Consider the following 22,009-nt stretch of genomic DNA (forward strand, 5'->3'; position numbering starts at 1 on the left):
GTACCTAATGTAATATATAATTAACATTAGGTAATATATAATTAACATTAGGTAATATATATGTGTCATTTAATTAGTGGGTGATATTTTGGTAAATAAAATAAAAGTCGCAAGAGCAGAAAGAGGTTTAACACAAGAACAACTTGCAGCAAGGGTAAAAGTGACAAGACAGACGATTGGATTAATTGAAAAAGGGAAGTATAATCCAAGTTTGCAACTATGTCTTTCCCTAGCAAAGGAATTAGGAAAAACATTAGATGATTTATTTTGGGAGGAATGATAGGGATGAAATCTTTTTTAAATGTATTTTTACCAGATGATGAATATAAACGGACGCGGATCCTGTATTTTATGGCAGAAGGAACATTTATCAGTGTAACTCTATTGATTTTGTTTGCATTTATTAATAATACCTGGTTGCAATTGGAAATTGGTGATTTTAGTTTTTTTGCTTTTATAATTGCCATTTCAAATGTTCTATATATATTTATCCGCTATATATTGTCTGGAATTGAATATTCGGATGTTGTTACTGAAAAAAGATATAAGAGAGAGGTTAGGAGTATCGGTCGAAATGGATTGATATTTGGTGCAACATTTCTCTTGGTGTTAGGAATTTCATCGGGAATACCTTCAAATTTAGAAGAGATTTTAGATATTGTAGGTCCTGCTATATTAGGAACAATCTTCTATTTTCTTATTAGCTATATTTCATTAAAACGTTCCTATAAGAAAAACAAGGATTTATTAGATGATTGAATTTTTATAAAACGGATGTGCTTGCACAAATTCAGCTAATACGAAATATAATAGAATGAAACAATAAAAAACTAGGTTGCAGGAAGAACTAGGACCCAATTATCAAATTCAGTTCGTACTAGCAATAGTTACGGAATTGTATCATTTCTAACATGAAGGGGATTTACCCAAAATGTATTTTTATTAAAAAAGCAGTGGGATTGTTACTTCCTACTGCTTTTTTACCAATGTAGCTAATATATAATTTCCTCATGCAATTTTGGAAAGTCAATGACAATATGGCCATCTTTATCATTTAAAACCATTTTATTCTTTCTTAAATTAGATAAAGTTCTACTTACGGATTCACGGCTTGATCCAATCATATTTGCAAGTTCTTGATTTGTAAAGGGAGTAGTAAGTACAATTTTTCCTCCATCAAGTTTCTCTCCATGAGATTGTGTGAGGCGAAGCAATAATTTTATAATTTGCTCTCGTGTATCGTTCATAATTTTCTCCCCGAGACGTGTCTGTAAGTCGGCAATTAATACACTTAAAACTTGTAGAAGTTTCATACATATATCGGGCTGTGTAATTAATAATTTTCTAAAATCTTCAATAGGGATATAAGCAAGCATTGTTTCTTCATAAACAACAGCATGTGCTGGGTAATTTGCATCTTTATTGAAAAAACCTTGATGTGGGAACATATCTCCAGCTTTCAGTATATTCATAATTTGTTCTTTTCCATTAAAATCTGTTTTATAAATTTTGACCTTTCCCCAGTTGATAAAATATATGTTTGTCATTGGGTCATCTTGAAAGAAAACGTGCGTCCCCTTTGGCTGTGTACGATATTTAGTCAATTCTATAATTGGTTCCATTTCTATATCAGATAAGTCCTTAAAAATGTCAAATTTACGTAACAATCCTTCGACCATTTGCTTATTCATAAGAAAACCCCTCTTCTTTCATTTTACATCAGCACGATATGAGTCATTTATTTTTGCGGCGTAACTTATCCCGCCCCCTCTAGGATAAGTTACGTCAAGCTTCGAAAAAAGTGCGACTAAGGTTCAAGTGGAGTAAAAACTTTATCTGAACTTTAGTCTTCTTTATAAATTCGGAATGATGATATATTGCTACCATTATCATACCACTTTATGAGCAAACTTTAATAACGAAGTGATAAAAGTCACTGATATTTTAAAATTACTCCACTAAAATGAAATTATGGCTAAAAAAAAGTGGAGGGACTATCGTGTTTAATCGTGATTATAACCAAAATCCATTTATTGTAATATGGGAATTAACGAGAGCATGTCAATTGAAATGTTTACATTGTCGAGCAGAGGCTCAATATCATCGGCATCCATTAGAATTAGACTTTGAAGAAGGAAAAGCATTAATCGATGATATTTATGAAATGGATAATCCGATGCTCGTTTTCACAGGTGGGGATCCACTTGAGAGACCTGATGTATTTGATATTGCAAAATATGCTATTGATAAAGGTGTAAGAGTTTCTATGACTCCTTCTGCTACACCAAATGTAACGAAAGAGGCAATGCAAAAAGCAAAAGATATCGGTTTAGCAAGATGGGCTTTTAGTATTGATGGTCATAATGCGGAAATTCATGATCATTTCCGTGGAACTACTGGTTCGTTTGATTTAACGATGCGGGCAATTAAATATTTACATGAATTAGAAATGCCATTACAAATTAACACTGTAATTTCAAAGTATAATTACGAATATCTAGACGAAATGGCAGAGATGGTAGAAAATTTAGATTGCGTATTATGGAGTGTCTTCTTCCTTGTTCCAACTGGAAGGGGAAAATTAGATGACATGATTTCACCTGCAGAACATGAACGAGTTCTACGCTGGCTGTATCAGTTATCCAAACGTGTTCCATTCGATATTAAAACAACAGCAGCGCAGCATTATCGCCGTGTTGTTATTCAAAGTAAAATGAGAGAGGACAAGGCGCTTAGTGATAAGAATCATATTTTTTATGAGGATGCTTTAATGCATGGAAAGACAGGGCAAATTGATGGTTTAGGTCGTGCACCTAAAGGGGTCAATGATGGAAATGGATTTGTCTTTATTTCTCATACCGGGGATGTTTATCCGAGTGGTTTGTTACCAATTAAGGCGGGGAATGTTCGTCAAACCCCATTAGCTGAAATTTACCGTGAATCAGAAGTATTTAAAAACTTACGGAATCCTGATAAATATAAAGGAAAATGCGGAATTTGTGAATTTCGCCATGTATGTGGTGGTTCACGCTCCAGAGCATACAATGTCACAGGAGATTACATGGAAAGTGAACCATACTGTGTCTATATTCCGAAAGCAATGCGTGAACAGCAAAAAGCAGCAAGAAAGTCCATTTAAAATAAAATTATCCATAAAAAAAGCCGTTCCTGATAAAAACAGAAACGACTTTTTTTAATGGAATCAACCGAAATGTAGTTTCTCTTTCGCACGTTCACTCATTTTATCTGGGCTCCAAGCTGGTTCCCATACTAAATCTACTGTGACATCATCGATTCCTTTCAGTTGGTTGACTCTGAATTTGACACCATTTGTAATACTGTCATGTAATGGACATCCCGGTGTGGTTAGTGTCATCGTTATTTTTGCATGATTACCTTCGACTTGTACATCATAAATTAACCCAAGATCCACAATATTAATCCCTAATTCGGGATCAATTACTTCAAATAATGCTGCTTTTACACTTCCAAGAAGAGACATGTGAAAACTCCTTTCCTCGAATTAATGTTTAGATAAAGAATATTTTTAAGACGGATATAGCATATAAAACAGATGTAATGGTGAGTAATCCTTGAAATAGAAAGACTACTATGCCAATGCTATATAAACCACCTATGGTTAATCCAATAATACTGATGATAAATAGTGTGAAAAGAATAACACTTGCTTTCTCATTAATCATTTCTTTTAATGTGGGTACTTTCTCTTTTCCAATTCTCTCTGAATATTTATATGTCCACCATAAAAATGGGATAATTTTATATAAATAACCTAAGATACTTGCTATGACCCACCCCATAATATAGAAGAAAACAACCCAACTCCACACTGTTGGACTCTTCACTTGTGCAATGCTTAGAATTGCTGCTATAAGATGAACGAAAAATCCAATCCCAATGGCAAATACAGCAAATGCAAAGGGTTTATCTAATTTTCTACGTAATCGTTTTGTTAGGATTTCACGAACATCTAGTCCAAAGAAGGTAAACCCGCCACATAATAAAATCCATCCAACAGTTTGAATAGAGTGAGTCTCTAACCAATACGACCCAATCAATAAAACAAGCCCAATAACATATGTTAGAAAGGCGGGTTTTGCCCATTTCATGGAAAATCCATGGGATAGACTAAACATCGGGACTAATTTATAAGAGAAACCGAAGATTAGTAAAGTAAACCATCCCGCAACACCTAAAGTAATATGTGTAAAAAGCATCGGATCCTGACTGACAAAAGGTGTAAAAGAAAAATTCCATGCTAAAGTAAATCCAGCAATGATTGCAAGAAAAAGTGCACTCAATGCACCTATTACAAAATAGGACATGACATTTTTCTTTGATTGGGCTTGTAATGTTTTTAACATCTGGAACAAAAACATGAGAATACCAATAATTGCAATGGCCCCACCATAAATAGCATATGAAGCATGAACTCCTAGTAGGATTGCAAATGATGTGATTCCCAGAGCTGTAACGATAAATTGAACAGCTCCAAACTTTTCATTCCAAATAGGTGTTAGAAAAGCAACTGGTACTAATTGATACATCGCACCCATAGCAATCATGACAGCGAATCCTAATAGTAGGAAGTGGGAACCAGACCAAATCGGTGGAACTCGGAATTGGCCATTAGCGATAAAGTCATGACCAAAAAATAGGGTTGATTGGGCGACGACAAATGCTATGATTCCAAATATGATAAAAGATAACGGAAGTTTTATATTTGTTTCAGATTTCATCGTCATTCCTGGCATCATTTTACTCACCATTCTTTGTTATGGTAATTTTATAACTTCCATCTTCTAATGGTTCCGTTTCATGCAAGTATCCTCGCTCGTCTAATTCCTCGTATAAAAACATTGGACGCCGATCATTAATAATGGCCATTGTATCTCCGTTTTCCATTTTCTCTAATGTTTTTAATGTACGCATCATTGGTGCAGGTGGCTCTAAACCACGATTATCAATTGTCTTCATTTTATTTACTCTCCTTTTTTCGATAAATGACTTTCCAATGCTTTCGTTCTATCTTCTCTGATTCATGTGTGAACCCTTTTCTTTTTAAAACGGCATGTAAAGGAATAGGATTAAATGGAGCATGTAGAATAAAAGCTTGCCCCACCTCTAATTGCTTCACGGCTCCCATGATTTTGTCGAACGGTTCCTTTTTTAAACGAAGATCTTCTCGGACATCTAATTCTAGAATGTTTTCATTCTTATTCATTTCATCACCCCGGTATGAATTTAATGGAACTACTATTCTCTATGATAATCATTTTCAATTACTAATGTTGTGATGCAAATCACTAATCGAGATAGTCTAATTCTTTCCTATATAATATGTTGTTAATGCTGTCGCCGTTTAAATAGAAATTAGCTGTAATATCTTGATAATAATAGTTAAAATGATGTACAAAATCACAAATATAATGTGAGGTAGCTCACATTAAATAAACTTGTTGCCATTTATAATGAAGTTAATCACGATGAAGGAGGCAATAAAATGGAAAATGTAGAATACGCAGTAAAAATTCATGCACCAAATATAGAGCCGAGATTTCGCCACCAACATATTTTCGATGAATTCGACGGAATGACTTCTGGACAATTCATGGAATTATCAAATGATCATGACCCAAAACCTCTTCATTATCAATTCATGATGGAAAGAAAAGACCAGTTCAGCTGGGAATACTTAGAAGATGGTCCAACATTATGGAGAATAGCAATTGGAAAAAAATAATACAAACCTGAAAAAAGCCAAACGATCATTCGCTTGGCTTTTTTTATTCGACTGTTTTTTTAGAGAATAATTAAATTTTTCTTTATTATTTTTCTGCAGTATGATTCGTGACTTAAGTCATGGGCTGAAATAATCAAAAACTATATATTTAAAGTAAATAATAGAAACTATGTATCCAAATATACTTTATAGAGTAGTATTTCAGAAATAAAATATATTTAAAAATTACTTTTGAAATATATTTTTGTGAACAAAAGATGAACACTTTGCTATAAATCACACTCTTTCAGTGATAAAGTTCACTAAATCTTAAATGAATATCTACTACACTGAAGATGGAATTAGAAAATAAGGGAACAGGGGGTCAATTTCATGAAACAATCAAATACCAAAGACATTCAAGAGGAAAACTCTTTAAAAGGAGCGTTATTTTCAACGATTGTTTTTGTAGGCGGCGGTATTTTGTTCTTTATCGTTCTTTTATTTTATTTCTATATGATTAGAGTATAAGGGGGAGAAAATAATGAAGATGCATCGTTTTGAAGAAATATGGCTTATCTTTGCTGTTGTTATTATAGTAGGGTCGATGGTCATTACCGGGTATCAAGCATTTGCTTTAGGAATGGGTCCTCCAAGTGGAAAGGAAGTCATTGATCCACAAAAAGTTGATGAGACAGCGCCATTTGACAATCCGGGAGTTTTCGAAGTTGGAGACAAGGAATATGAGGTTGTGATGACGCTACAGGCCTTTAGCTTTGATCCAGGTGAGATTGAAATTCCAGCAGGTTCAACTGTTCATTTTAAAATGACATCAAAAGATGTTGTGCATGGAGTTCAAATTGTCGATACAAACGTAAATGCGATGGTCCCACCAGGTCATATTCAAACTATTACACAGAAATTTGATGAGCCTGGAGAATATTTAATTTTATGTAATGAGTATTGTGGAACTGGCCACCAGTTGATGAGTGCAACCGTTACTGTGAAATAAAGGAATTTAAGGGAGGAGGATTTATATGGAATCGGCAGTAAATCAATCATTTGTTCAGAAGACAAGTGAAAGAACAATGAAGTTTTTAGGTACAAATCCGAAAGACGCGAAATTATCATTAACATTTTTTGCTGTTTCATTTGTAGCATTATTGATCGGTGGATTTTTAGGACTTCTTCAAGGGTTAGAACGTGCAGGTGTAATTACTATGCCAGCATGGTTTGACTACTATCAAACACTGACAACACACGGGATATTATTAATTCTCATTTTTACTGGAGCATTTTTAATTGGGTATCTTTATGCAGGGGTCTCCCATACATTAGGTGGCTTACTTCCTAAAGTAAGAAAAATGGGATGGATCTCCTTTACATTAATTGTTATCGGAACAGTCGTTGTAGCATCTCAAATATTGATTGGTGAAGCATCTGTTCTTTATACATTCTACCCACCAATGGCAGCATCACCGTGGTTTTATATTGGATTAGTATTTGTTGTTTTAGGTATATGGGTTGCTGCATTTGGTGTATTTATCAACGTAGCGAATTGGCGTAAAAGAAACAAAGGACAACACGTACCATTATTCTCCTATTTCGCCACAGGTATTTTCATATTATTATTTGTTGGTACATTAGGAGTAACATATGAAGTACTAACATTAATACCTTGGGCTTTTGGATGGACAGACACAGTTAATGTAATGTTAAGTAGAACATTATTCTGGAGTTTTGGTCATACACTTGTAAACGTATGGTATTTAACAGCCGTATCTGCTTGGTATGTAGCAGTACCAAGAATTATCGGTGGTCGTCAATTTAGTGATACATTAGCACGTGCAGTTGTATTTTTACTTGTTGTTTTAAACGTACCAGGTGGATTCCACCACCAAATTGTTGACCCTGGTTTTTCAGAAGGGCTTAAATTCATGCACGTATTCATGAGTTTATCTATTGGTTTCCCTTCTTTAATGACAGCTTTTGCGATGTTTGCAATGTTTGAACGCGCAGGAAGAAAAAAAGGTGGAAAAGGTCTATTAGGTTGGTTTAAGAAATTACCATGGAAAGATGTTCGCTTCCTAGCACCATTTATTGCAATGGCTACATTTATTCCTGCCGGAGCAGGTGGAATTGCGCAAACAAACTTCCAATTAAACCAAGTTGTTCATAATACACTATTTATTACAGGACACTTCCACTTAACAGTTGGAGTATCTGTAGCACTGACATTCTTTGGAATTGCTTACTGGCTTGTACCACACCTATCAAAACGTGTGATGACACCGCTAGTAAACAAATTAGCTATATGGCAAGTTGTTTTATGGACTGTAGGTATGGCATTTATGTCTGGAGCAATGCACACTGTAGGTTTATTCGGAGCACCACGTAGAACATCATTTACAACCTATAATGAAAGTGCACAAGCCCTTGGATGGGATCCATATTTAATCTTGGTAGCAGTCGGTGGAACACTATTACTTGTTTCTGTTGTAATGGTTGTATGTATCGTATTCCACTTAATGTTTAAGGCACCAAAAGGAGAAACAGAATTCCCTGTTGCAGAGGTAGAGGATGACGCAGCACCAACACCAAAATGGACAGAACGTTGGAGTGTTTGGATTGTGCTTATGATTGCTGTTATCTCTATGGGATATGTTATTCCACTTGTTGACTTAGTGATGAATGCGCCACCGGGATCACCACCATTTAAAACATGGTAGCCATTTACTGGAGATAGCCAACATAAATGGCTGTCTCCTTTCCTTTTTTATATAAAAGTTGGATTATAGGCAGATTATGCTCATACAAGTTATGTTATCAAGTAGTAAAACCCCACTGATTGAAGTTTCACTTTATTATAGAAAGGTGTGGTGAATATGTCTAATAAGAAACGAACCACCATTTCTACCGTAATTGTGCTTGTGTTTGGTTTTATTTTGTTTTATATAGGTACTGATGGTTTTCAAGCATATACAGCGGAAACGGTAAGGACAAATGCACTCATTGAAAATAGCCCGAAATTCCCAGAAGTAACATTAGAAGATAGTAAGAAAAGAACTTATCCATTTTCGGAATTTGAAGGAAAATATGTATTCATTACATTTATTTATACAGCCTGTTCAGATGTATGCCCACAGCTTGAAGTGAATGTAGCAGAGGTATACAAAAATATTCCGGAAAAATTTATTGGAGAAGATATCGTATTTTTAAGTATTAGCTTTGATCCAAAACGGGATACACCTGAAGTCTTAGAAAAATACCGTTCTTACTTTAATAGTGATGGAGAAACTTGGAGAATGGCTCGAATTAATGATCAAGAAGAATTAGATTCTCTCTTAAATCAATTTGGAGTAATCGTAATCCCTGATGAACAAGGAGATTTTCAACATAATTCTGCATTTTATTTAGTTAACCCAGAGGGATATTTAACAGATGTATTAGATTTTACCGAAACAGATGAAGCAGTAGAAAAAGTCACAGAAATTCTGGAAAAAGAAGCGGGGGATACACAATGAAACAAGCAAAGTATGGATTAATACTACTTCTATTTCTAATGGTCCCGCCTGTAATTGAATTATCGGAATCAATCATGAGCATTCATATGCACATGCAAATGCCATTATTGGGGATAGCTGGTATGCTGATGGTTCCTTATTTCAAAGAAAAATTTCCTCGCTTTTTTGAAAAATGGAATGCCAATGGAATTCCTGGTATTTTATTATTTATGATTATTATCATTTATTGGTTGTTCCCCAGAACAATGGATGAAGCTTTAACTGTACCATATGTAGAAGTATTTAAGTTTATCAGCTGGCCATTTTTGGCTGGAGTTCCCTTACGAGATAGTTGGGGGAAATTAAGTGAACGTGCAAAAGGTATCTTTTTAATTGTGATTGGCATAATTTATACCGGTATGGGATTTCTGTACTTATTTGCCGAAGACCAGTTATGTAATAATTATTTAGTTATTGAACAACGTGCATTAGGTTGGGGTTTCTTATTCATTGCACTAAGTATACTTCTCTACTATGCTCAGGATAAATTAATTGATCATTCTAAGTATGAGTGATTTGACCATTCAAGGACCTTTCCATCATACCCTTATGGTGCTAACACTCAGTTTGGGATGAAGAAAACCACCATTGATTGAAGTATGACTTTATGACATAACATTTCTTGACATATCTTGGTTTTAATTAAGAAAATATCCTATAAGTAATAGGTGTTCCTATCTACTTATAGGATAGATTTTTTCTTTACTATTTTAATTTTCGTAATGTAATCGGTGCAAGTATTAAGGCAATCATTAGGAAAAAACCGAGATATCCAATTAAAGAATACAATTTAGAAACCAATTGAGTAAATCCTACAAAACTAGCCGCAAATCCAATTAGGACAATGATGACCGTTGCAATGTAGAAAGATTTCGCTTCTAGATCAAAAAACCTGGCTACAAAAGCATAGAACATACTAATTCCTGTATTAAGGATCATCCCAAGTAGAATAATAAACATGAAGAGTCCTAATATAGGTGAGATATCGTTGGCAATTTTTAATAATGGCATATCATATGATGTAACAACATCAACCTTCGAATAGATTGCTAAGTGGGTTAATCCAATTAAGACACCAATTCCTAAACCACCGAGTAGACCACCTAGAGCCGCAACACGCTCATTTTTCTCAGAAGCACCCATGACGATGGACATGCCTGCACCAACAGCAATATTAAAAGATACATAGTTGATAGAGGAGACAAACCAATTTGGTAAGGATGTGTCTATTTTTTTTGCAATGAATTCCAATTCAGTGAAACTCATTTCCATTGTAAATAGACTATAGATGGAGACGATGACGATAACGAAGATTAATAACGGAGTCACACTACCAATTACTGAAATTACTTTGTTTACATTCAACATCATCGTAAGTATAATTATGATCGCAATGATTATACTACCGGTGCTAGGAGAAAGCCCAAATTGTTGATTTATTAAAGAACCCGCACCTGCAATCATAGAAACACCGACACCAAACAGTGTAAATAAAATAACTGCATCCACAATTATTCCGAGATAACGCCCACTTATTGTATAAATGGCATCCCGATAGGAAACAGTTTGTAATCTACTACCTATTTTAGTTAAAACCATCCCTAGATAAGCAAATAATACAGTGGATAATATAATACCAACCGTACCCATATGGCCAAAACTAGTAAAATACTGCAATGCTTCTTGCCCAGAAGCAGACCCTGCTCCAATAATAATACCTATAAAGGCACTTGCAATTCTTAGAACCCTATACAAAAGATAATAACCCCCCATTATTTTCTACAATAATTTGTATGATTTCTGGTGGTATGTCTTTTTCTCCGCTTTAAAAGGGTTTTTAAAATGCAAACACTACTTTATAGGTTATATGATTACGTGACAAAAGTAAACGCTATTACATAGAAATAATAAAAAAAGACTATTATTCTAGCCAAAACAATCATTTTAATAATGTTCAGGAAATACATATCTTGGATGTACTAGTTTTCTTACGTATGTTCATAGGATGAAAAAATTACATGATTTTAAGTCATGTTTTTTTTTATGAATTAATACTGATTTAAAGGATTCCAGATGCCATATTTGTAACTTTACGGTCATTAATCAAGAAAAGATCATCCTTTTTGGATGAAGAAATAATTCATTTGTTTGTCTTAATTGGCTTTATTTATATTTTTCCGATGTTATTACAAAAATACGCGCCAGAATACCAACTTGTTTCACCTGCGCAATATGTGTTAGGAGTCATCCCTTTTCTAATGTATTTTGAGGCAAGGTATGAAAGGGAAAGAAGTGGAATACGTCAAGATAGACATTTATCCATGAAAAATCGTTTTTATTTAAAAATGGAAAATATGAAACCGGATGATCGATGATATTAGGAAATCATTCCCTTTCTGAAGTGAAAATAGAAAACCATAAAAAAAACCCCCTAAACATAAGATAATTTTAGGGGAAAAAGATTATGCATTTAAACAGTAAAAAAAGGATATATGCAAACTTAAAGATACAGTATTGCTGTTCGTTTGAGGTGTAGTAAAACTGGTCTTTAAGTTTGCATGAACATCTATAGAGGAAGGGAGGTTCCCCTATAGATGATATACGCGTTAGTGATAAATAATGGATTTATTTTAGCGTTACTAAAACCCCTGATTACTAGGTGGGAGTTATGTCGCTAAAATAAGTGTAACTAAGGATCAAATGGAGTAAAACTCCACTTGGATTTTTCAAGTTTTACTTAAAGGAAACAACCTTTTAGAAAAAGGCTTTTATTAAAGACGTTTAAATAAAATATTGTTTTCTAGATGAATATGTTGGAATGTATTTTCTTCCAACTCGGCTAACCGAGCATACGTCATTCGGTATGATCCACATGCATCAACAGGAATTTCAAATCCATTTGTAATAGATCTCATTTGTTTTATTAAATCTCCTGTAGCATCATGCTCATCTTCTAAGTCACCATTTGCTACTCTTATTTTTTGTAGTAATTCATCACTCGGATTTTTTTCATACTCTTTGATTAATGGGAATACTTCATTGTCCTCTTTAATCGTATGCTCTTCCATTTCAACTTTGAATTCGTTATACAAACGATGTAACTCTTTTAAGTGTGGATGTCTTGCACCGTGCACACGGAAAATCTTCGTTACAAATTCACCTAATGCTGGAAGTTCCTGTTCCAAATATGCGTGATGTGTATTAGTTATATGATCAACGAGTTTGGATAGTGGAACTGCATCCCAATCAATAATGTCATGATCTTCTTTTTTCCATTCTTTATATGCTGTATTTAACTCAGTTAAAATCTCTTCTTCTGGAAGGTTTTGATCCTTAAATGATTCTTTAAGGGGTTTGTCACCACCACAGCAGAAATCAATCGTATGTTTCTTAAATAAATCACTAGCTTGTGGAAATGTTTTTACAATGGATGCTGGTGTATGCTCAGCTGTAAATGTATTCATTAAATTGCCCTCCTTGTTATCGATTATCTTTATCATAATGCAAATTACCTATTATTTCTGTGATAGAACTCACTAATTTGAAGGGAAAACTAAAAAAACATTTAATTTGTGAATCCCACTGATATAATGAATAAAATAGGGTATTTCAAAAAAAATGAGGTGCTTTCCTTTGAATAAAACAATAAAAACAAAATTATTTTTACTAATATTCCTTCTTGTAATACCAGTAATATTTTTTATGATTGAAAGCAAGATAAATCCCGTCACAACATATTTCAATAGTATTATTTTTATTTTAGCAACTTTTGTTGTGACGATTACTATCTATCTCGTTTTGAGTATTGTAATAGGAAAATATCCTTCTTTTCTGGAAACAGGAATATGGAAAAATCCACTTTTTATTTTAATATTTGGTTCTTTTATGCTTTTAATATTAATTATATTGATGATATTAGTATCTAATAATATAGACTTTAATCCAATGACGAATAAGATGGTGACATTCATATGCAGTTATCCTGTTGTATTTGTTTTAATTTTAATGGTAGATGCTTTCTTAAAAGGGATGTCAAATATAGAACGTGAGAAGCGACTATTTATGAGTTCTATGGCAACTGTATTTGGAGTAGCTATTTTTATTTTACTTGGAATGCTTGGTATATAGAACAGGTGATGTGTATATCATCACCTTGGCTTTGTACCTAATCTGTAAAATAAATGGAAGACTTCTCATCCAATTTGATTTTTATTTGTACATGTTTGTATAAGCTGAACAGGTGGTTAAAGGAGATCGGTTAATTGTCCATGTGGGTGGGAAAATTCCGGTGGAGGAGAATTTTGTCGCTGGAGAAGCTTCAATTAAAGAAGCAGCCATTACAGGAGAGTCTGTCCCAGTATGGAAAAATACGGATGCCGATGTGTTTAGTGGTACGATAGTAGATAATGGTTATGTGGAATTAATTGCTAAAAAACTCGGTTTAGATGGGTTTTATGCAGAATTATTACCACAAGAAAAGATCGAATATGTGAAAAAGTTGAAGGAAGAAGGACATATTGTAGCAATGGTAGGGGATGGTGTAAATGATGCACCTGCTATTGCAACTGCTGATATTGGGGTAAAGTGGTATGGCTATACCCATGGAAACAGCAGATATCATTTTAATAGCAGATAGATTAGAGCAATTTTCCCATGTGTTTTCTTTATCGAAGGCAAGCATGCGTAATATGAAGCAAAATATTTGGATTGCAGTTGGTACTGTTGTACTTTTTTAATTGGAGTTTTAAACGGAACAGTTCATTTAGCATCAGGAATGTTTATACATGAAGCAAGTGTGTTAGACGTAATTCTTAACGGTATGAGATTAATGATTTTTAAAAGGAAAAAAGAGAAGCAAAAAAAGGAAACATTTAATGCGGAAAAAATATCATTTTAACGGAATGAGAGGAGAGATTTTGTGACAAAACATTGTTCACTTCATAGTCAGGAGGCATGTGTTTCACTTGTCCCGATATTTAATCATTTGGAATCCGAACAAATGAAGGAAATTATGCAAGTTGTCCAAAGCATCTCAGTAAAACGGGGAGAAACTTTATACCATGCTGGGGATAAATCAAATGCATTATATATTGTGCATCAAGGGCAAGTAAAAATCTACCATCTAACAGAAGCAGGAAAGGAACAACTAGTCCGGATATTATTGCCGGGAGATTTTACAGGGGAACTAGCTTTGTTTCAAGACTCTATCCATGAATCATTTGCAGAAGCAATGGTTGACACAGAAATATGCATGATCCGAAGACAAGATTTACACCGTTTATTATTAAAATATCCGACCATTTCTCTTGAAATTTTAACAGAGTTTGCGAATCGACTAGAAACATCCGAAAAGCAATCAACCCGTTTTGCTACAGAAAAAGTAGAAACAAGAATTGCACTATTTCTAGCAGAATGTTTAGAGAGAAAAAGGGATGAAGGAAATGATATTGAACTCCCAATGAGTAAAAAAGATATCGCTTCCTATCTAGGAACAACACCCGAAACACTTAGCCGCAGATTAACCCAATTTGAGGAACAAGGCTATATTCAACAAAAAGGACAGAGGAAAATTGAAGTTTTAGATTTAGATGGGCTGTTATTCGTTTAGTTCGTTCGATTTAAAAATAGGTATGTACCTTTTCGTTATCGCTTTTCAATGTCTGGTAGACAATTTGCCATTAGGAATAGGAAAGGAATAGTCATATTAAATTATATGGTTAGGGAATTTTTTCGGTGGGTTCTTCTAGATTACCGGACGTAATAAATATAGGACGAGGAATTGCTACATTCCTTGTCCTAGTATATATGGAGGGTTATTATTCTGGATAGAGATTTTTTAAAAAAGATACGGACTGATTGATTAATTCTTTTAAAATATCGACATTAATATCAGCTACTTTATTGATGTAAACACATGCTTTACCAGTTTTATGTTTACCGAATTCCTTTAATAGCGCTTCTCGCTTTGAATCTCCCGTAGCAAAATATAAACTGAATCTTGCTTTCCGAGGGGAAAAACCAACTAATGGTGCATCACCTTCATGACCTGACTTATATTTATAATGATACTTTCCAAAACCAATAATGCTTGGTCCCCACATTTTCGCTTCATATCCAGTTGTTTCCGTGAAAATATCTAATAATTGATAGGCATCATCTCTTTTTCGCGGGCTCTCCACAGATTCAATAAACTCAATGACACTGTTATCTGTTTCTTTCGTTTTTAATTCATAGGTCATTATCATTCTCCTTTCCTAAGAGAAACTGAATGTATACATTACAGGTGAGTATTCTCTATTAATATTACAATAGCTAATATTTAGAAAGAAATAAAGAAATCGCTGAATTTTTCATTTTTTAATTAGTACGACTAAATGTCCACATGGATGAAAAGATGAGCAAAAATCGATATTTCTTTCCTGAAGCTTACATTCTTGTAGGAGGTATTTTATCTGTTAGGGAAATAGGTATTAAAAAGTAGTCCCACCTATAAAGGTTGAGACTACTAAATCGTTATTGCACCTATTAAATTATGCAGCTTTTTGTTTTACTTCCGGCCTATAATTTAACGCCTTTTTTAATTTTGGAACCATAATAAGTGCAAAAATAGTTACACCGATATCAATTGGTAAGTAAGCACCCATCCATGACCATGCTACTATATAACTAAATCCTTCAGGCGCCTCAGCCCAAAATGTTAAAGCAAAATATGTGTAATTCGTTCCGATAATATAATTAACGATAATAGCGAGCATACCTGCACTGATGTAATGAACACGGGACACACTTTCTTTTTCGAGGAGTTTACCCACAACATAAGCAACGAAAATAAAAGAAATAACATAGCCAAATGTTGGACTTAAAATACTCCCAATTCCACCTCTAAATTGCGCGAAAACTGGCGCTCCAATTAATCCTAATAATAGATATAATCCCATTGCAAGACTACCTAATCTACTTCCTAACAATCCACCTGCTAAGATTGCAAATAATAGTTGCAGTGTAATTGGAATCCCTCCAATCGTAAGAAATGGCGCCACATTAGCGCCAACAGCCATTAATGCAGCAAATAAAGAACAAATAATCATGTCTTTAATTTTCAAAGTATTCCCTCCTATTTTAATATTGTTCACATTACATTTATATGTTAACATAAAAAATAATAGGTTAATATATATAAAATATTTTTTAAGGAGGAGGGTAAAATGACATCCATTTTCGTTACTGGTACAGATACCGGTATTGGAAAAACAGTCGTTACTTCTTTGCTTGTCCGATTTTTGAATGACCATGGAAAAAAGTTTATTCCTTATAAACCAATTCAATCTGGTGCAGAATATCATGATGGGGAGTGGGGAGCGCCAGATCCATATGTCTACAGCATAATAAATAAATTGGATGCACTAAAGGATCAGTGTACATACCTTTTAAAAAAAGCTTGCTCACCCCATTTAGCTGCTAAGTATGAAAATGTCCAAATTGATTTTTCATTAATTGAAAGAAATATACAGCTTCTGGCTAATCAAGCGGATGGAACAATTGTAGAAGGTGCAGGTGGATTATTTGTTCCATTAACAACGGATGGATACTGTGTGATTGATTGGTTAGAAAAATTACGTATCCCAACCGTTTTAGTAACACATGCGGGTGTTGGTTCAATCAATCATACCGTGCTTTCAGTGGAAGCACTCCAATCTCGTGGTATACCAATTGCAGGAATCATTATGAATCATCTCCAGGAAGATGATAAAGAGGTTACTCATGATAATAAACAGATGATTGAAAGATTAACAGGGATTCCGATAATTTGTGAGGTACCTTTTATTGCTGGTATGACAGAAGAATCTATGGAAAATGTAAATGCTTGTTTTCAAGATTGGAAAATTGAAATTATATTGGAGGCGTTTAAAAATGGATTCACAACAATTAATGGAACTAAGTAAGAAACATATGTGGCTCCCGTTCACACAAATGACAGATTACGAGCGTGATCCGCTTATCATTGAATCAGCAGATGGAGTCATATTAAAAGATATTGACGGAAAAGAGTACTTGGATGGTTATTCTTCCTTATGGTTAAATGTTCACGGACACTCGAAAAAAGAGCTAAATGATGCAATTAAGGAGCAATTAGATAAAATCGCGCACTCCACATTATTAGGTGCGGCAAATGTTCCTTCTATTTTATTGGCAAAGAAATTAGTCGATATCGCACCTAGTGATCTAACCCGTGTTTTCTATTCAGACAGTGGTGCAACAGCGGTAGAAATAGCTGTAAAGATGGCTTATCAGTATTGGGAAAATAAAGGGATAAAAGGCAAAACAAAGTTCGTTACACTAAGTAATGGCTACCATGGTGACACAGTCGGTACAATGAGTGTTGGATCCATTGAATTGTATCATAAAGTATATACATCCTTACTTTTTGATGCACTAGTCATCCCTTATCCAGTCATTTATCGTCATTCTTCCCAAGATGAAGAAGTAGTAAAGGAAGAAAGTATCCAAAAGCTCCGCAAACTTTTTGAAGAACGTCATGAAGAAATTGCAGGGATGACAGTGGAACCGATTATGCAAGGTGCTGGTGGAATGAATGTTATGCCAAAAGGATATTTAAAAGAGGTAGAACAATTATGTCGCGAATTTAATATTTTATTAATAGCTGATGAAGTTGCAACAGGTTTTGGTCGAACAGGAAAAATGTTCTCCGTTGAACACGAAGACGTTAAACCAGACTTAATGACGGTAGCTAAAGGATTAACAGGAGGTTATCTACCAGTAGCAGCAACTTTGGCAACTGAAGAAATTTATAATGCATTTTACGGAGAATATAGTGAAATGAAGACATTTTTCCATGGACATTCTTATACAGGAAACCAGCTCGGTTGCGCCGTAGCACTAGCTAATCTAGAGATATTTGAAAAAGAAAATTTGGTAGAAAAGACAAATGAGAAAGCGAAATATATTACAGAACTTTTAGAAGAGGTAAGTGAGTTAGAAAATGTTGGGGATGTAAGGCAACATGGTCTTATGTGTGGAATTGAGTTGGTGGAGGATAAAAAGACAAAACAGTCATTTCCATCTGAACAACGAATAGGTTATCATGCAACATTAAAAATGCGTGAATTGAGTATGCTTACCCGCCCAGTAGGAAGGGATACTATAGTCTTCATGCCACCACTTACTACTACGAAAGAACAATTAAAAGAAATGGTAGATATATTAAAACAGGGAATTATTTTAGTGACAGAATCTTTGGATGATGCCTTGATAAAGTAAATGAAAAGCTGAAGTTCTATGGACATGAACTTCAGCTTTTTTCATTCTCTCTAGCTCTAAAAGATTAATCATGCTTCGTTTTTAATTGTTATACTATAAGTAGAATCCATTCGAATAATTTTTTTTAATTATAATAGGATGTGAATAAGATGTATATACATCAAGCAGAACAAATTAAAAAAATTGATAATCAAGCATCTGAACAAGGTTTTTCTCTGTTTTCATTAATGGAAAATGCTGGTCGAGGGCTTTTTGAAAAAATATCTCCTCTATTAAAAAAAGAAAATCAAACCCTTATTTTATGCGGGCGTGGAAATAATGGGGGAGATGGAGTTGTTTTGGCACGTTATCTTAAGCAAGCAGGATTTCATGTTTCGTTAGTTTTTCCACTTAGTGAACCAAAGACAAAAACAGCAAAACAACATTTGGATTATTATTTACAGCAAGATTTTACCGTTGAAAAATGGAATACAAATGATAGATATGATGTCATTATTGATTGTTTACTTGGAATCGGTACGAAATTGCCATTACGTTCAGATGTGAAGAACGTCGTTTCGTGGTGTAATCAGCAAGATGCTTTGCGTATTGCAGTGGACATTCCCTCAGGTGTACAAGCTGATCGAGGCGATCTCGTAGTAAGTGAAGAAAGTGAGCAACCAAATATACAACTGAATCATGCCTTTTTAGCGGACTATACCTTTTCGTTACATGGGTATAAACCTTCAATATTTCTCTTACCATCAGGAAAATACTTTGGGAAAACAGATGTTGTTTCTATTGGATTAAAACAGACAAGTAATGTGAATCTATTAACAGAAGAATCTGTATGGAAAACATTCCCTAAACGAAATGATGCAGCCCATAAAGGCACATTTGGAACAAGTTTACTTGTTGCAGGCAGTGACGAAATGCCTGGGAGTGCGGTCCTTGCAGCAATAGGAGCGATAAGAAGTGGAACAGGTAAATTAATCATGGCTACATCTCACCTAGCTGCAACAACCATTGCATCCAGGGTTCCAGAGGCGACATTCATGCTAAATGGATTAGAAACAATAAGTGAAGGAGAAGTGCCAGAAAAAATAATCGCAGCAGGGATTGGACCAGGAATAGCCGATATAACAAAGGCACAAAAAGCAGTGGATGAATTGATGAAATTAGATATTCCACTCGTGATTGATGCTGGTGCATTACGGGAACGAAAAGATTGGCATGCAAGAGGACCGGTTATCATCACACCTCATCCAGGTGAATTTAGTCGATTGACTGGAAGAAGTGTCAAAGAGATTCAAGCAAATCGAATCAAGTTAGCACGAAAATTTTCCAAAAAGTATGATCTGGCAGTTGTTTTGAAAGGTAAGTATTCTATTATTGCTTTTCCGAATGGAGAAACATTTGTAAATCCTACTGGAAATAGTGGTCTCGCAAAAGGTGGTAGTGGGGATGTACTAACAGGAATGCTTGTTAGTATGCTGGCAACACACGATAATTATCAAGACGCTGTAAAAAATGCTGTTTATATCCATGGGTTATGTGCAGATATTTGGATAGAAAAATATAGTGAAACAAGTATGGTTGCCAGTGATTTTGCTCAATTGTTACCAGAAGTGTTAGGCAAAATAGAAGGAAATCGTTAATACTTTTGTATTGGTAAGACTTTTGTGGCTAGGGATGCAACTTTTGCTGATGGATTTGTGTTTTGGGCGGTGTACTTTCTCAAGTTCACCGCCACAAACGCAAATCCTATAATCGTCCCCAATTCTGTAAAAAACGGCAAAACTGGGAATGAATATGGTTTAATCGTCCCCAATTCTGTAAAAAACGGCAAAACTGGGAATGAATATGGTTTAATCGTCCCCAATTCTGTGAAAAACAGCAAAATCGGGAACGAATATCATTTAATCGTCCCCGGTTCTGTAAAAAAATAGCAAACTCGGGCACGAATATTATTTAATCCATCCCTAAAAAATATAATATTGCATCCCGCAAAAATTCTGTTCCACCTCTCACATACTGGTCATAATGTGCAGTGAACCGTTCATCTGCTACATACATTTCAGCAAGGTTTGCGTGTGCTTCTTTCGTGTAATTCGGCCATGTGTACATAAGCCACTCTTTATGTTTTCTAGCGAGTTTTTGAGCAATATCACTAGTTGGGTCTTGTGTTTCATATGCTTTTGGTAGTAGTTCCCCGATTTCTTCTCCAATTTTTTCCCAATTAGCAAAATCTGCTTGCGATAGCCCCAACATTTTTGCGTTACTTGTATTCACTTGATCATCCCCGTATTTCTCACGAACTTCCTTACCATATTTCGCTTCATTTCTATCTATTAGTTGCTTTTTTAATCCGATAAACTTTTCGTTATCTTTCATCGAAATACCCCTTTCTTTATTCGAAATTGTTTTTTCCACGGTCGCAATAATCTTGTCAAGTCGGATACGTTTCTCTTTTAATTGATGATAATGTTGTTTTAAAGCGGAAACTTGATCAAAAGAAGGCACATGGACAATTTCCTTGATATCCTCTAAACGAACATCTAATTCCCGATAAAACAATATTTGTTGTAGTAAATCAACCTCTTGTTGACCATAAATACGATAACCAGATGAATTAACTCGTGTGGGTTTAAGTAATCCAATTTGGTCATAATAACGAAGTGTGCGACCAGAAACACCTGAAATTTTTGCTAATTGACTAACGGTATATTCCATTGTATCCCTCCTGACATATTCATCTTAAACCTATACGTAACGTAAAGGTCAAGGAATTTTCTAAAAAAATCTTGCCCAATAGCTATTTTTGCTATATTATAGTAGAAATTTACTTAAATGGGGGAGAAAGATATGGAGATTGAGGAAATTTATGGGAATTTACCGATACTAGAAACAGAGCGACTCATTTTAAGAAAAGTAACAGAAGCTGACACGGAAGCGATCTTTGAATACGGATCAAGTGAAGAAGTAACACGGCACGTACTTTGGAATCGACATGTAACAGTAGATGATACAAAAGCATTTATGGATTATATTCAAAAACGATACAAAGAAAAACAAGTAGCACCATGGGGAATGGAATATAAGGAAAATGGCAATTTCATTGGTACAATTGATTTTGTTTGGTGGAAGCCAGAGCATAAAGTAGCTGAAATTGGCTACGTACTGTCATCAGACTATTGGGGGAAAGGATTGACAACTGAAGCAGCGAAAGAAATCATCCAATTTGGATTTAAACAGATGGATTTAATACGCATTCAAGCAAAATGTTTTTCAGAAAATATCGCCTCTGAACGAGTGATGCAAAAATGTGGCATGTCATTGGAAGGGACGATGAGAAAAGCAATGTTCATTAAAGGAAAACACCAAGATTTAAAAATGTATTCGATAGTAAAGGATGAATAATCTATAACACTAGAAGACATTTATT

General features: G+C 34.6%; 29 protein-coding genes. 19 read left to right on the forward strand and 10 right to left on the reverse strand.

Annotated elements, in window-relative coordinates:
* Positions 1-88 precede the first annotated feature (88 nt).
* On the forward strand, positions 89-280 hold the full coding sequence (locus tag FHP05_RS06355; protein ID WP_147666409.1) for a helix-turn-helix transcriptional regulator: 192 nt from the start codon (positions 89-91) through the stop codon (positions 278-280).
* Positions 281-285: 5 nt separating this feature from the next.
* On the forward strand, positions 286-759 hold the full coding sequence (locus FHP05_RS06360; RefSeq protein WP_147666410.1) for a DUF3278 domain-containing protein: 474 nt from the start codon (positions 286-288) through the stop codon (positions 757-759).
* A 233-nt stretch (positions 760-992) separates the two neighbouring features.
* On the opposite strand, the gene FHP05_RS06365 is transcribed toward FHP05_RS06360, so the two are convergent.
* Positions 993-1,691 (reverse strand): Crp/Fnr family transcriptional regulator, encoded by a 699-nt coding sequence (locus tag FHP05_RS06365; protein ID WP_147666411.1) that lies wholly within the window; start codon positions 1,689-1,691, stop codon positions 993-995.
* Between the two features lie 272 nt (positions 1,692-1,963).
* On the opposite strand from FHP05_RS06365, the gene FHP05_RS06370 reads away from it, so the two are divergent.
* A complete protein-coding gene (locus FHP05_RS06370) occupies positions 1,964-3,139 on the forward strand; it encodes a TIGR04053 family radical SAM/SPASM domain-containing protein (protein ID WP_147666412.1) in 1,176 nt (391 codons plus the stop codon).
* A gap of 63 nt (positions 3,140-3,202) precedes the next feature.
* Here the strand turns inward: FHP05_RS06370 and FHP05_RS06375 are convergent, their stop codons facing one another.
* The 4 genes from FHP05_RS06375 to FHP05_RS06390 are packed head-to-tail and all read right to left on the reverse strand — an operon-like array spanning position 3,203 to position 5,245.
* Positions 3,203-3,502 carry a metal-sulfur cluster assembly factor gene (locus FHP05_RS06375; RefSeq protein ID WP_147666413.1) on the reverse strand — a complete coding sequence of 100 codons (300 nt, stop codon included), beginning with the start codon at positions 3,500-3,502 and terminating at the stop codon, positions 3,203-3,205.
* Positions 3,503-3,530: 28 nt separating this feature from the next.
* A complete protein-coding gene (locus FHP05_RS06380) occupies positions 3,531-4,775 on the reverse strand; it encodes a heme-copper oxidase family protein (protein ID WP_147666414.1) in 1,245 nt (414 codons plus the stop codon).
* A 4-nt stretch (positions 4,776-4,779) separates the two neighbouring features.
* On the reverse strand, positions 4,780-4,998 hold the full coding sequence (locus FHP05_RS06385) for a DUF2249 domain-containing protein (RefSeq protein ID WP_147666415.1): 219 nt from the start codon (positions 4,996-4,998) through the stop codon (positions 4,780-4,782).
* 1 nt (position 4,999) lies between these two features.
* Positions 5,000-5,245 (reverse strand): DUF2249 domain-containing protein, encoded by a 246-nt coding sequence (locus FHP05_RS06390; protein ID WP_147666416.1) that lies wholly within the window; start codon positions 5,243-5,245, stop codon positions 5,000-5,002.
* A gap of 279 nt (positions 5,246-5,524) precedes the next feature.
* Between FHP05_RS06390 and FHP05_RS06395 the strand changes: the two genes are divergently transcribed.
* From FHP05_RS06395 to FHP05_RS06415, 6 genes are all read left to right on the forward strand, one after another.
* On the forward strand, positions 5,525-5,764 hold the full coding sequence (locus tag FHP05_RS06395) for a DUF2249 domain-containing protein (RefSeq protein ID WP_147666417.1): 240 nt from the start codon (positions 5,525-5,527) through the stop codon (positions 5,762-5,764).
* A gap of 372 nt (positions 5,765-6,136) precedes the next feature.
* Positions 6,137-6,274 carry a hypothetical protein gene (locus FHP05_RS15310; RefSeq protein ID WP_191126272.1) on the forward strand — a complete coding sequence of 46 codons (138 nt, stop codon included), beginning with the start codon at positions 6,137-6,139 and terminating at the stop codon, positions 6,272-6,274.
* A gap of 13 nt (positions 6,275-6,287) precedes the next feature.
* Complete coding sequence (locus FHP05_RS06400) at positions 6,288-6,755, forward strand: cytochrome c oxidase subunit II (protein WP_147666418.1); 468 nt, start codon at positions 6,288-6,290, stop codon at positions 6,753-6,755.
* Positions 6,756-6,780: 25 nt separating this feature from the next.
* Complete coding sequence (locus FHP05_RS06405; RefSeq protein WP_147666419.1) at positions 6,781-8,472, forward strand: cbb3-type cytochrome c oxidase subunit I; 1,692 nt, start codon at positions 6,781-6,783, stop codon at positions 8,470-8,472.
* A gap of 156 nt (positions 8,473-8,628) precedes the next feature.
* Positions 8,629-9,267, forward strand: a complete 639-nt coding sequence (locus FHP05_RS06410) for an SCO family protein (protein WP_147666420.1) — start codon at positions 8,629-8,631, stop codon at positions 9,265-9,267.
* Entirely contained in the window at positions 9,264-9,821 is a 558-nt protein-coding gene (locus tag FHP05_RS06415; RefSeq protein WP_147666421.1) for a hypothetical protein, read from the forward strand. Before FHP05_RS06410 ends, FHP05_RS06415 begins: the two co-directional genes overlap by 4 nt.
* Positions 9,822-10,011: 190 nt before the next feature.
* Here the strand turns inward: FHP05_RS06415 and FHP05_RS06420 are convergent, their stop codons facing one another.
* Positions 10,012-11,061, reverse strand: a complete 1,050-nt coding sequence (locus FHP05_RS06420; protein ID WP_147666422.1) for a YkvI family membrane protein — start codon at positions 11,059-11,061, stop codon at positions 10,012-10,014.
* 368 nt (positions 11,062-11,429) lie between these two features.
* Here FHP05_RS06420 and FHP05_RS06425 point away from each other — a divergent pair, with 368 nt between their 5' ends.
* Complete coding sequence (locus FHP05_RS06425; protein ID WP_147666423.1) at positions 11,430-11,681, forward strand: hypothetical protein; 252 nt, start codon at positions 11,430-11,432, stop codon at positions 11,679-11,681.
* Between the two features lie 396 nt (positions 11,682-12,077).
* On the opposite strand, the gene ric is transcribed toward FHP05_RS06425, so the two are convergent.
* Positions 12,078-12,770, reverse strand: coding sequence for an iron-sulfur cluster repair di-iron protein (ric, locus tag FHP05_RS06430; protein WP_147666424.1), 693 nt, complete (start codon positions 12,768-12,770; stop codon positions 12,078-12,080).
* Positions 12,771-12,939: 169 nt separating this feature from the next.
* Between ric and FHP05_RS06435 the strand changes: the two genes are divergently transcribed.
* The 4 genes from FHP05_RS06435 (at position 12,940) to FHP05_RS06445 (ending at position 14,914) form a co-directional block, all read left to right on the forward strand.
* Positions 12,940-13,434 (forward strand): hypothetical protein, encoded by a 495-nt coding sequence (locus FHP05_RS06435; RefSeq protein WP_147666425.1) that lies wholly within the window; start codon positions 12,940-12,942, stop codon positions 13,432-13,434.
* 112 nt (positions 13,435-13,546) lie between these two features.
* Positions 13,547-13,942: an HAD-IC family P-type ATPase gene (locus FHP05_RS15530; protein ID WP_269144271.1), complete on the forward strand. Its 396-nt coding sequence runs from the start codon at positions 13,547-13,549 to the stop codon at positions 13,940-13,942.
* Entirely contained in the window at positions 13,896-14,042 is a 147-nt protein-coding gene (locus FHP05_RS15535; protein WP_230973944.1) for a hypothetical protein, read from the forward strand. The genes FHP05_RS15530 and FHP05_RS15535 overlap by 47 nt, the downstream gene beginning before the upstream one ends.
* Before the next feature lie 182 nt (positions 14,043-14,224).
* Entirely contained in the window at positions 14,225-14,914 is a 690-nt protein-coding gene (locus FHP05_RS06445; protein WP_230973945.1) for a Crp/Fnr family transcriptional regulator, read from the forward strand.
* Positions 14,915-15,122: 208 nt separating this feature from the next.
* Here FHP05_RS06445 and FHP05_RS06450 read toward each other — a convergent pair whose 3' ends face one another.
* Together FHP05_RS06450 and FHP05_RS06455 are read right to left on the reverse strand one after the other, a co-directional pair.
* On the reverse strand, positions 15,123-15,545 hold the full coding sequence (locus FHP05_RS06450; RefSeq protein ID WP_147666426.1) for a DUF1801 domain-containing protein: 423 nt from the start codon (positions 15,543-15,545) through the stop codon (positions 15,123-15,125).
* 291 nt (positions 15,546-15,836) lie between these two features.
* Complete coding sequence (locus FHP05_RS06455; RefSeq protein ID WP_147666427.1) at positions 15,837-16,409, reverse strand: biotin transporter BioY; 573 nt, start codon at positions 16,407-16,409, stop codon at positions 15,837-15,839.
* A gap of 102 nt (positions 16,410-16,511) precedes the next feature.
* On the opposite strand from FHP05_RS06455, the gene bioD reads away from it, so the two are divergent.
* From bioD to FHP05_RS06475, 4 genes are all read left to right on the forward strand, one after another.
* Positions 16,512-17,249: a dethiobiotin synthase gene (bioD, locus tag FHP05_RS06460; RefSeq protein ID WP_147666428.1), complete on the forward strand. Its 738-nt coding sequence runs from the start codon at positions 16,512-16,514 to the stop codon at positions 17,247-17,249.
* Entirely contained in the window at positions 17,218-18,585 is a 1,368-nt protein-coding gene (gene bioA, locus FHP05_RS06465; protein ID WP_147666429.1) for an adenosylmethionine--8-amino-7-oxononanoate transaminase, read from the forward strand. Before bioD ends, bioA begins: the two co-directional genes overlap by 32 nt.
* A gap of 149 nt (positions 18,586-18,734) precedes the next feature.
* The gene (locus FHP05_RS06470; protein WP_147666430.1) at positions 18,735-20,222 is read left to right on the forward strand and encodes an NAD(P)H-hydrate dehydratase; all 1,488 of its coding nucleotides are present in this window, start codon (positions 18,735-18,737) and stop codon (positions 20,220-20,222) included.
* A gap of 24 nt (positions 20,223-20,246) precedes the next feature.
* The gene (locus FHP05_RS06475) at positions 20,247-20,513 is read left to right on the forward strand and encodes a hypothetical protein (RefSeq protein ID WP_147666431.1); all 267 of its coding nucleotides are present in this window, start codon (positions 20,247-20,249) and stop codon (positions 20,511-20,513) included.
* 22 nt (positions 20,514-20,535) lie between these two features.
* On the opposite strand, the gene FHP05_RS06480 is transcribed toward FHP05_RS06475, so the two are convergent.
* Positions 20,536-21,297, reverse strand: a complete 762-nt coding sequence (locus FHP05_RS06480) for a MerR family transcriptional regulator (RefSeq protein ID WP_147666432.1) — start codon at positions 21,295-21,297, stop codon at positions 20,536-20,538.
* A gap of 132 nt (positions 21,298-21,429) precedes the next feature.
* Between FHP05_RS06480 and FHP05_RS06485 the strand changes: the two genes are divergently transcribed.
* Positions 21,430-21,984, forward strand: a complete 555-nt coding sequence (locus FHP05_RS06485; protein ID WP_147666433.1) for a GNAT family N-acetyltransferase — start codon at positions 21,430-21,432, stop codon at positions 21,982-21,984.
* Positions 21,985-22,009: the final 25 nt, after the last annotated feature.

This window comes from Cerasibacillus terrae, from assembly GCF_008039555.1.
Lineage (GTDB): Bacteria > Bacillota > Bacilli > Bacillales > Amphibacillaceae > Cerasibacillus > Cerasibacillus terrae.

Excerpts from the sequence above, each read along its gene's own strand:
- FHP05_RS06360 (WP_147666410.1), top strand. The coding sequence starts at position 286 with ATGAAATCTTTTTTAAATGTATTTTTACCAGATGATGAATATAAACGG.
- FHP05_RS06365 (WP_147666411.1), bottom strand. The coding sequence starts at position 1,691 with ATGAATAAGCAAATGGTCGAAGGATTGTTACGTAAATTTGACATTTTT.
- FHP05_RS06370 (WP_147666412.1), top strand. The coding sequence starts at position 1,964 with ATGAAATTATGGCTAAAAAAAAGTGGAGGGACTATCGTGTTTAATCGT.
- FHP05_RS06375 (WP_147666413.1), bottom strand. The coding sequence starts at position 3,502 with ATGTCTCTTCTTGGAAGTGTAAAAGCAGCATTATTTGAAGTAATTGAT.
- FHP05_RS06380 (WP_147666414.1), bottom strand. The coding sequence starts at position 4,775 with ATGCCAGGAATGACGATGAAATCTGAAACAAATATAAAACTTCCGTTA.
- FHP05_RS06385 (WP_147666415.1), bottom strand. The coding sequence starts at position 4,998 with ATGAAGACAATTGATAATCGTGGTTTAGAGCCACCTGCACCAATGATG.
- FHP05_RS06390 (WP_147666416.1), bottom strand. The coding sequence starts at position 5,245 with ATGAATAAGAATGAAAACATTCTAGAATTAGATGTCCGAGAAGATCTT.
- FHP05_RS06395 (WP_147666417.1), top strand. The coding sequence starts at position 5,525 with ATGGAAAATGTAGAATACGCAGTAAAAATTCATGCACCAAATATAGAG.
- FHP05_RS15310 (WP_191126272.1), top strand. The coding sequence starts at position 6,137 with ATGAAACAATCAAATACCAAAGACATTCAAGAGGAAAACTCTTTAAAA.
- FHP05_RS06400 (WP_147666418.1), top strand. The coding sequence starts at position 6,288 with ATGAAGATGCATCGTTTTGAAGAAATATGGCTTATCTTTGCTGTTGTT.
- FHP05_RS06405 (WP_147666419.1), top strand. The coding sequence starts at position 6,781 with ATGGAATCGGCAGTAAATCAATCATTTGTTCAGAAGACAAGTGAAAGA.
- FHP05_RS06410 (WP_147666420.1), top strand. The coding sequence starts at position 8,629 with ATGTCTAATAAGAAACGAACCACCATTTCTACCGTAATTGTGCTTGTG.
- FHP05_RS06415 (WP_147666421.1), top strand. The coding sequence starts at position 9,264 with ATGAAACAAGCAAAGTATGGATTAATACTACTTCTATTTCTAATGGTC.
- ric (WP_147666424.1), bottom strand. The coding sequence starts at position 12,770 with ATGAATACATTTACAGCTGAGCATACACCAGCATCCATTGTAAAAACA.
- FHP05_RS15535 (WP_230973944.1), top strand. The coding sequence starts at position 13,896 with ATGGCTATACCCATGGAAACAGCAGATATCATTTTAATAGCAGATAGA.
- FHP05_RS06450 (WP_147666426.1), bottom strand. The coding sequence starts at position 15,545 with ATGACCTATGAATTAAAAACGAAAGAAACAGATAACAGTGTCATTGAG.
- bioD (WP_147666428.1), top strand. The coding sequence starts at position 16,512 with ATGACATCCATTTTCGTTACTGGTACAGATACCGGTATTGGAAAAACA.
- bioA (WP_147666429.1), top strand. The coding sequence starts at position 17,218 with ATGGATTCACAACAATTAATGGAACTAAGTAAGAAACATATGTGGCTC.
- FHP05_RS06470 (WP_147666430.1), top strand. The coding sequence starts at position 18,735 with ATGTATATACATCAAGCAGAACAAATTAAAAAAATTGATAATCAAGCA.
- FHP05_RS06480 (WP_147666432.1), bottom strand. The coding sequence starts at position 21,297 with ATGGAATATACCGTTAGTCAATTAGCAAAAATTTCAGGTGTTTCTGGT.
- FHP05_RS06485 (WP_147666433.1), top strand. The coding sequence starts at position 21,430 with ATGGAGATTGAGGAAATTTATGGGAATTTACCGATACTAGAAACAGAG.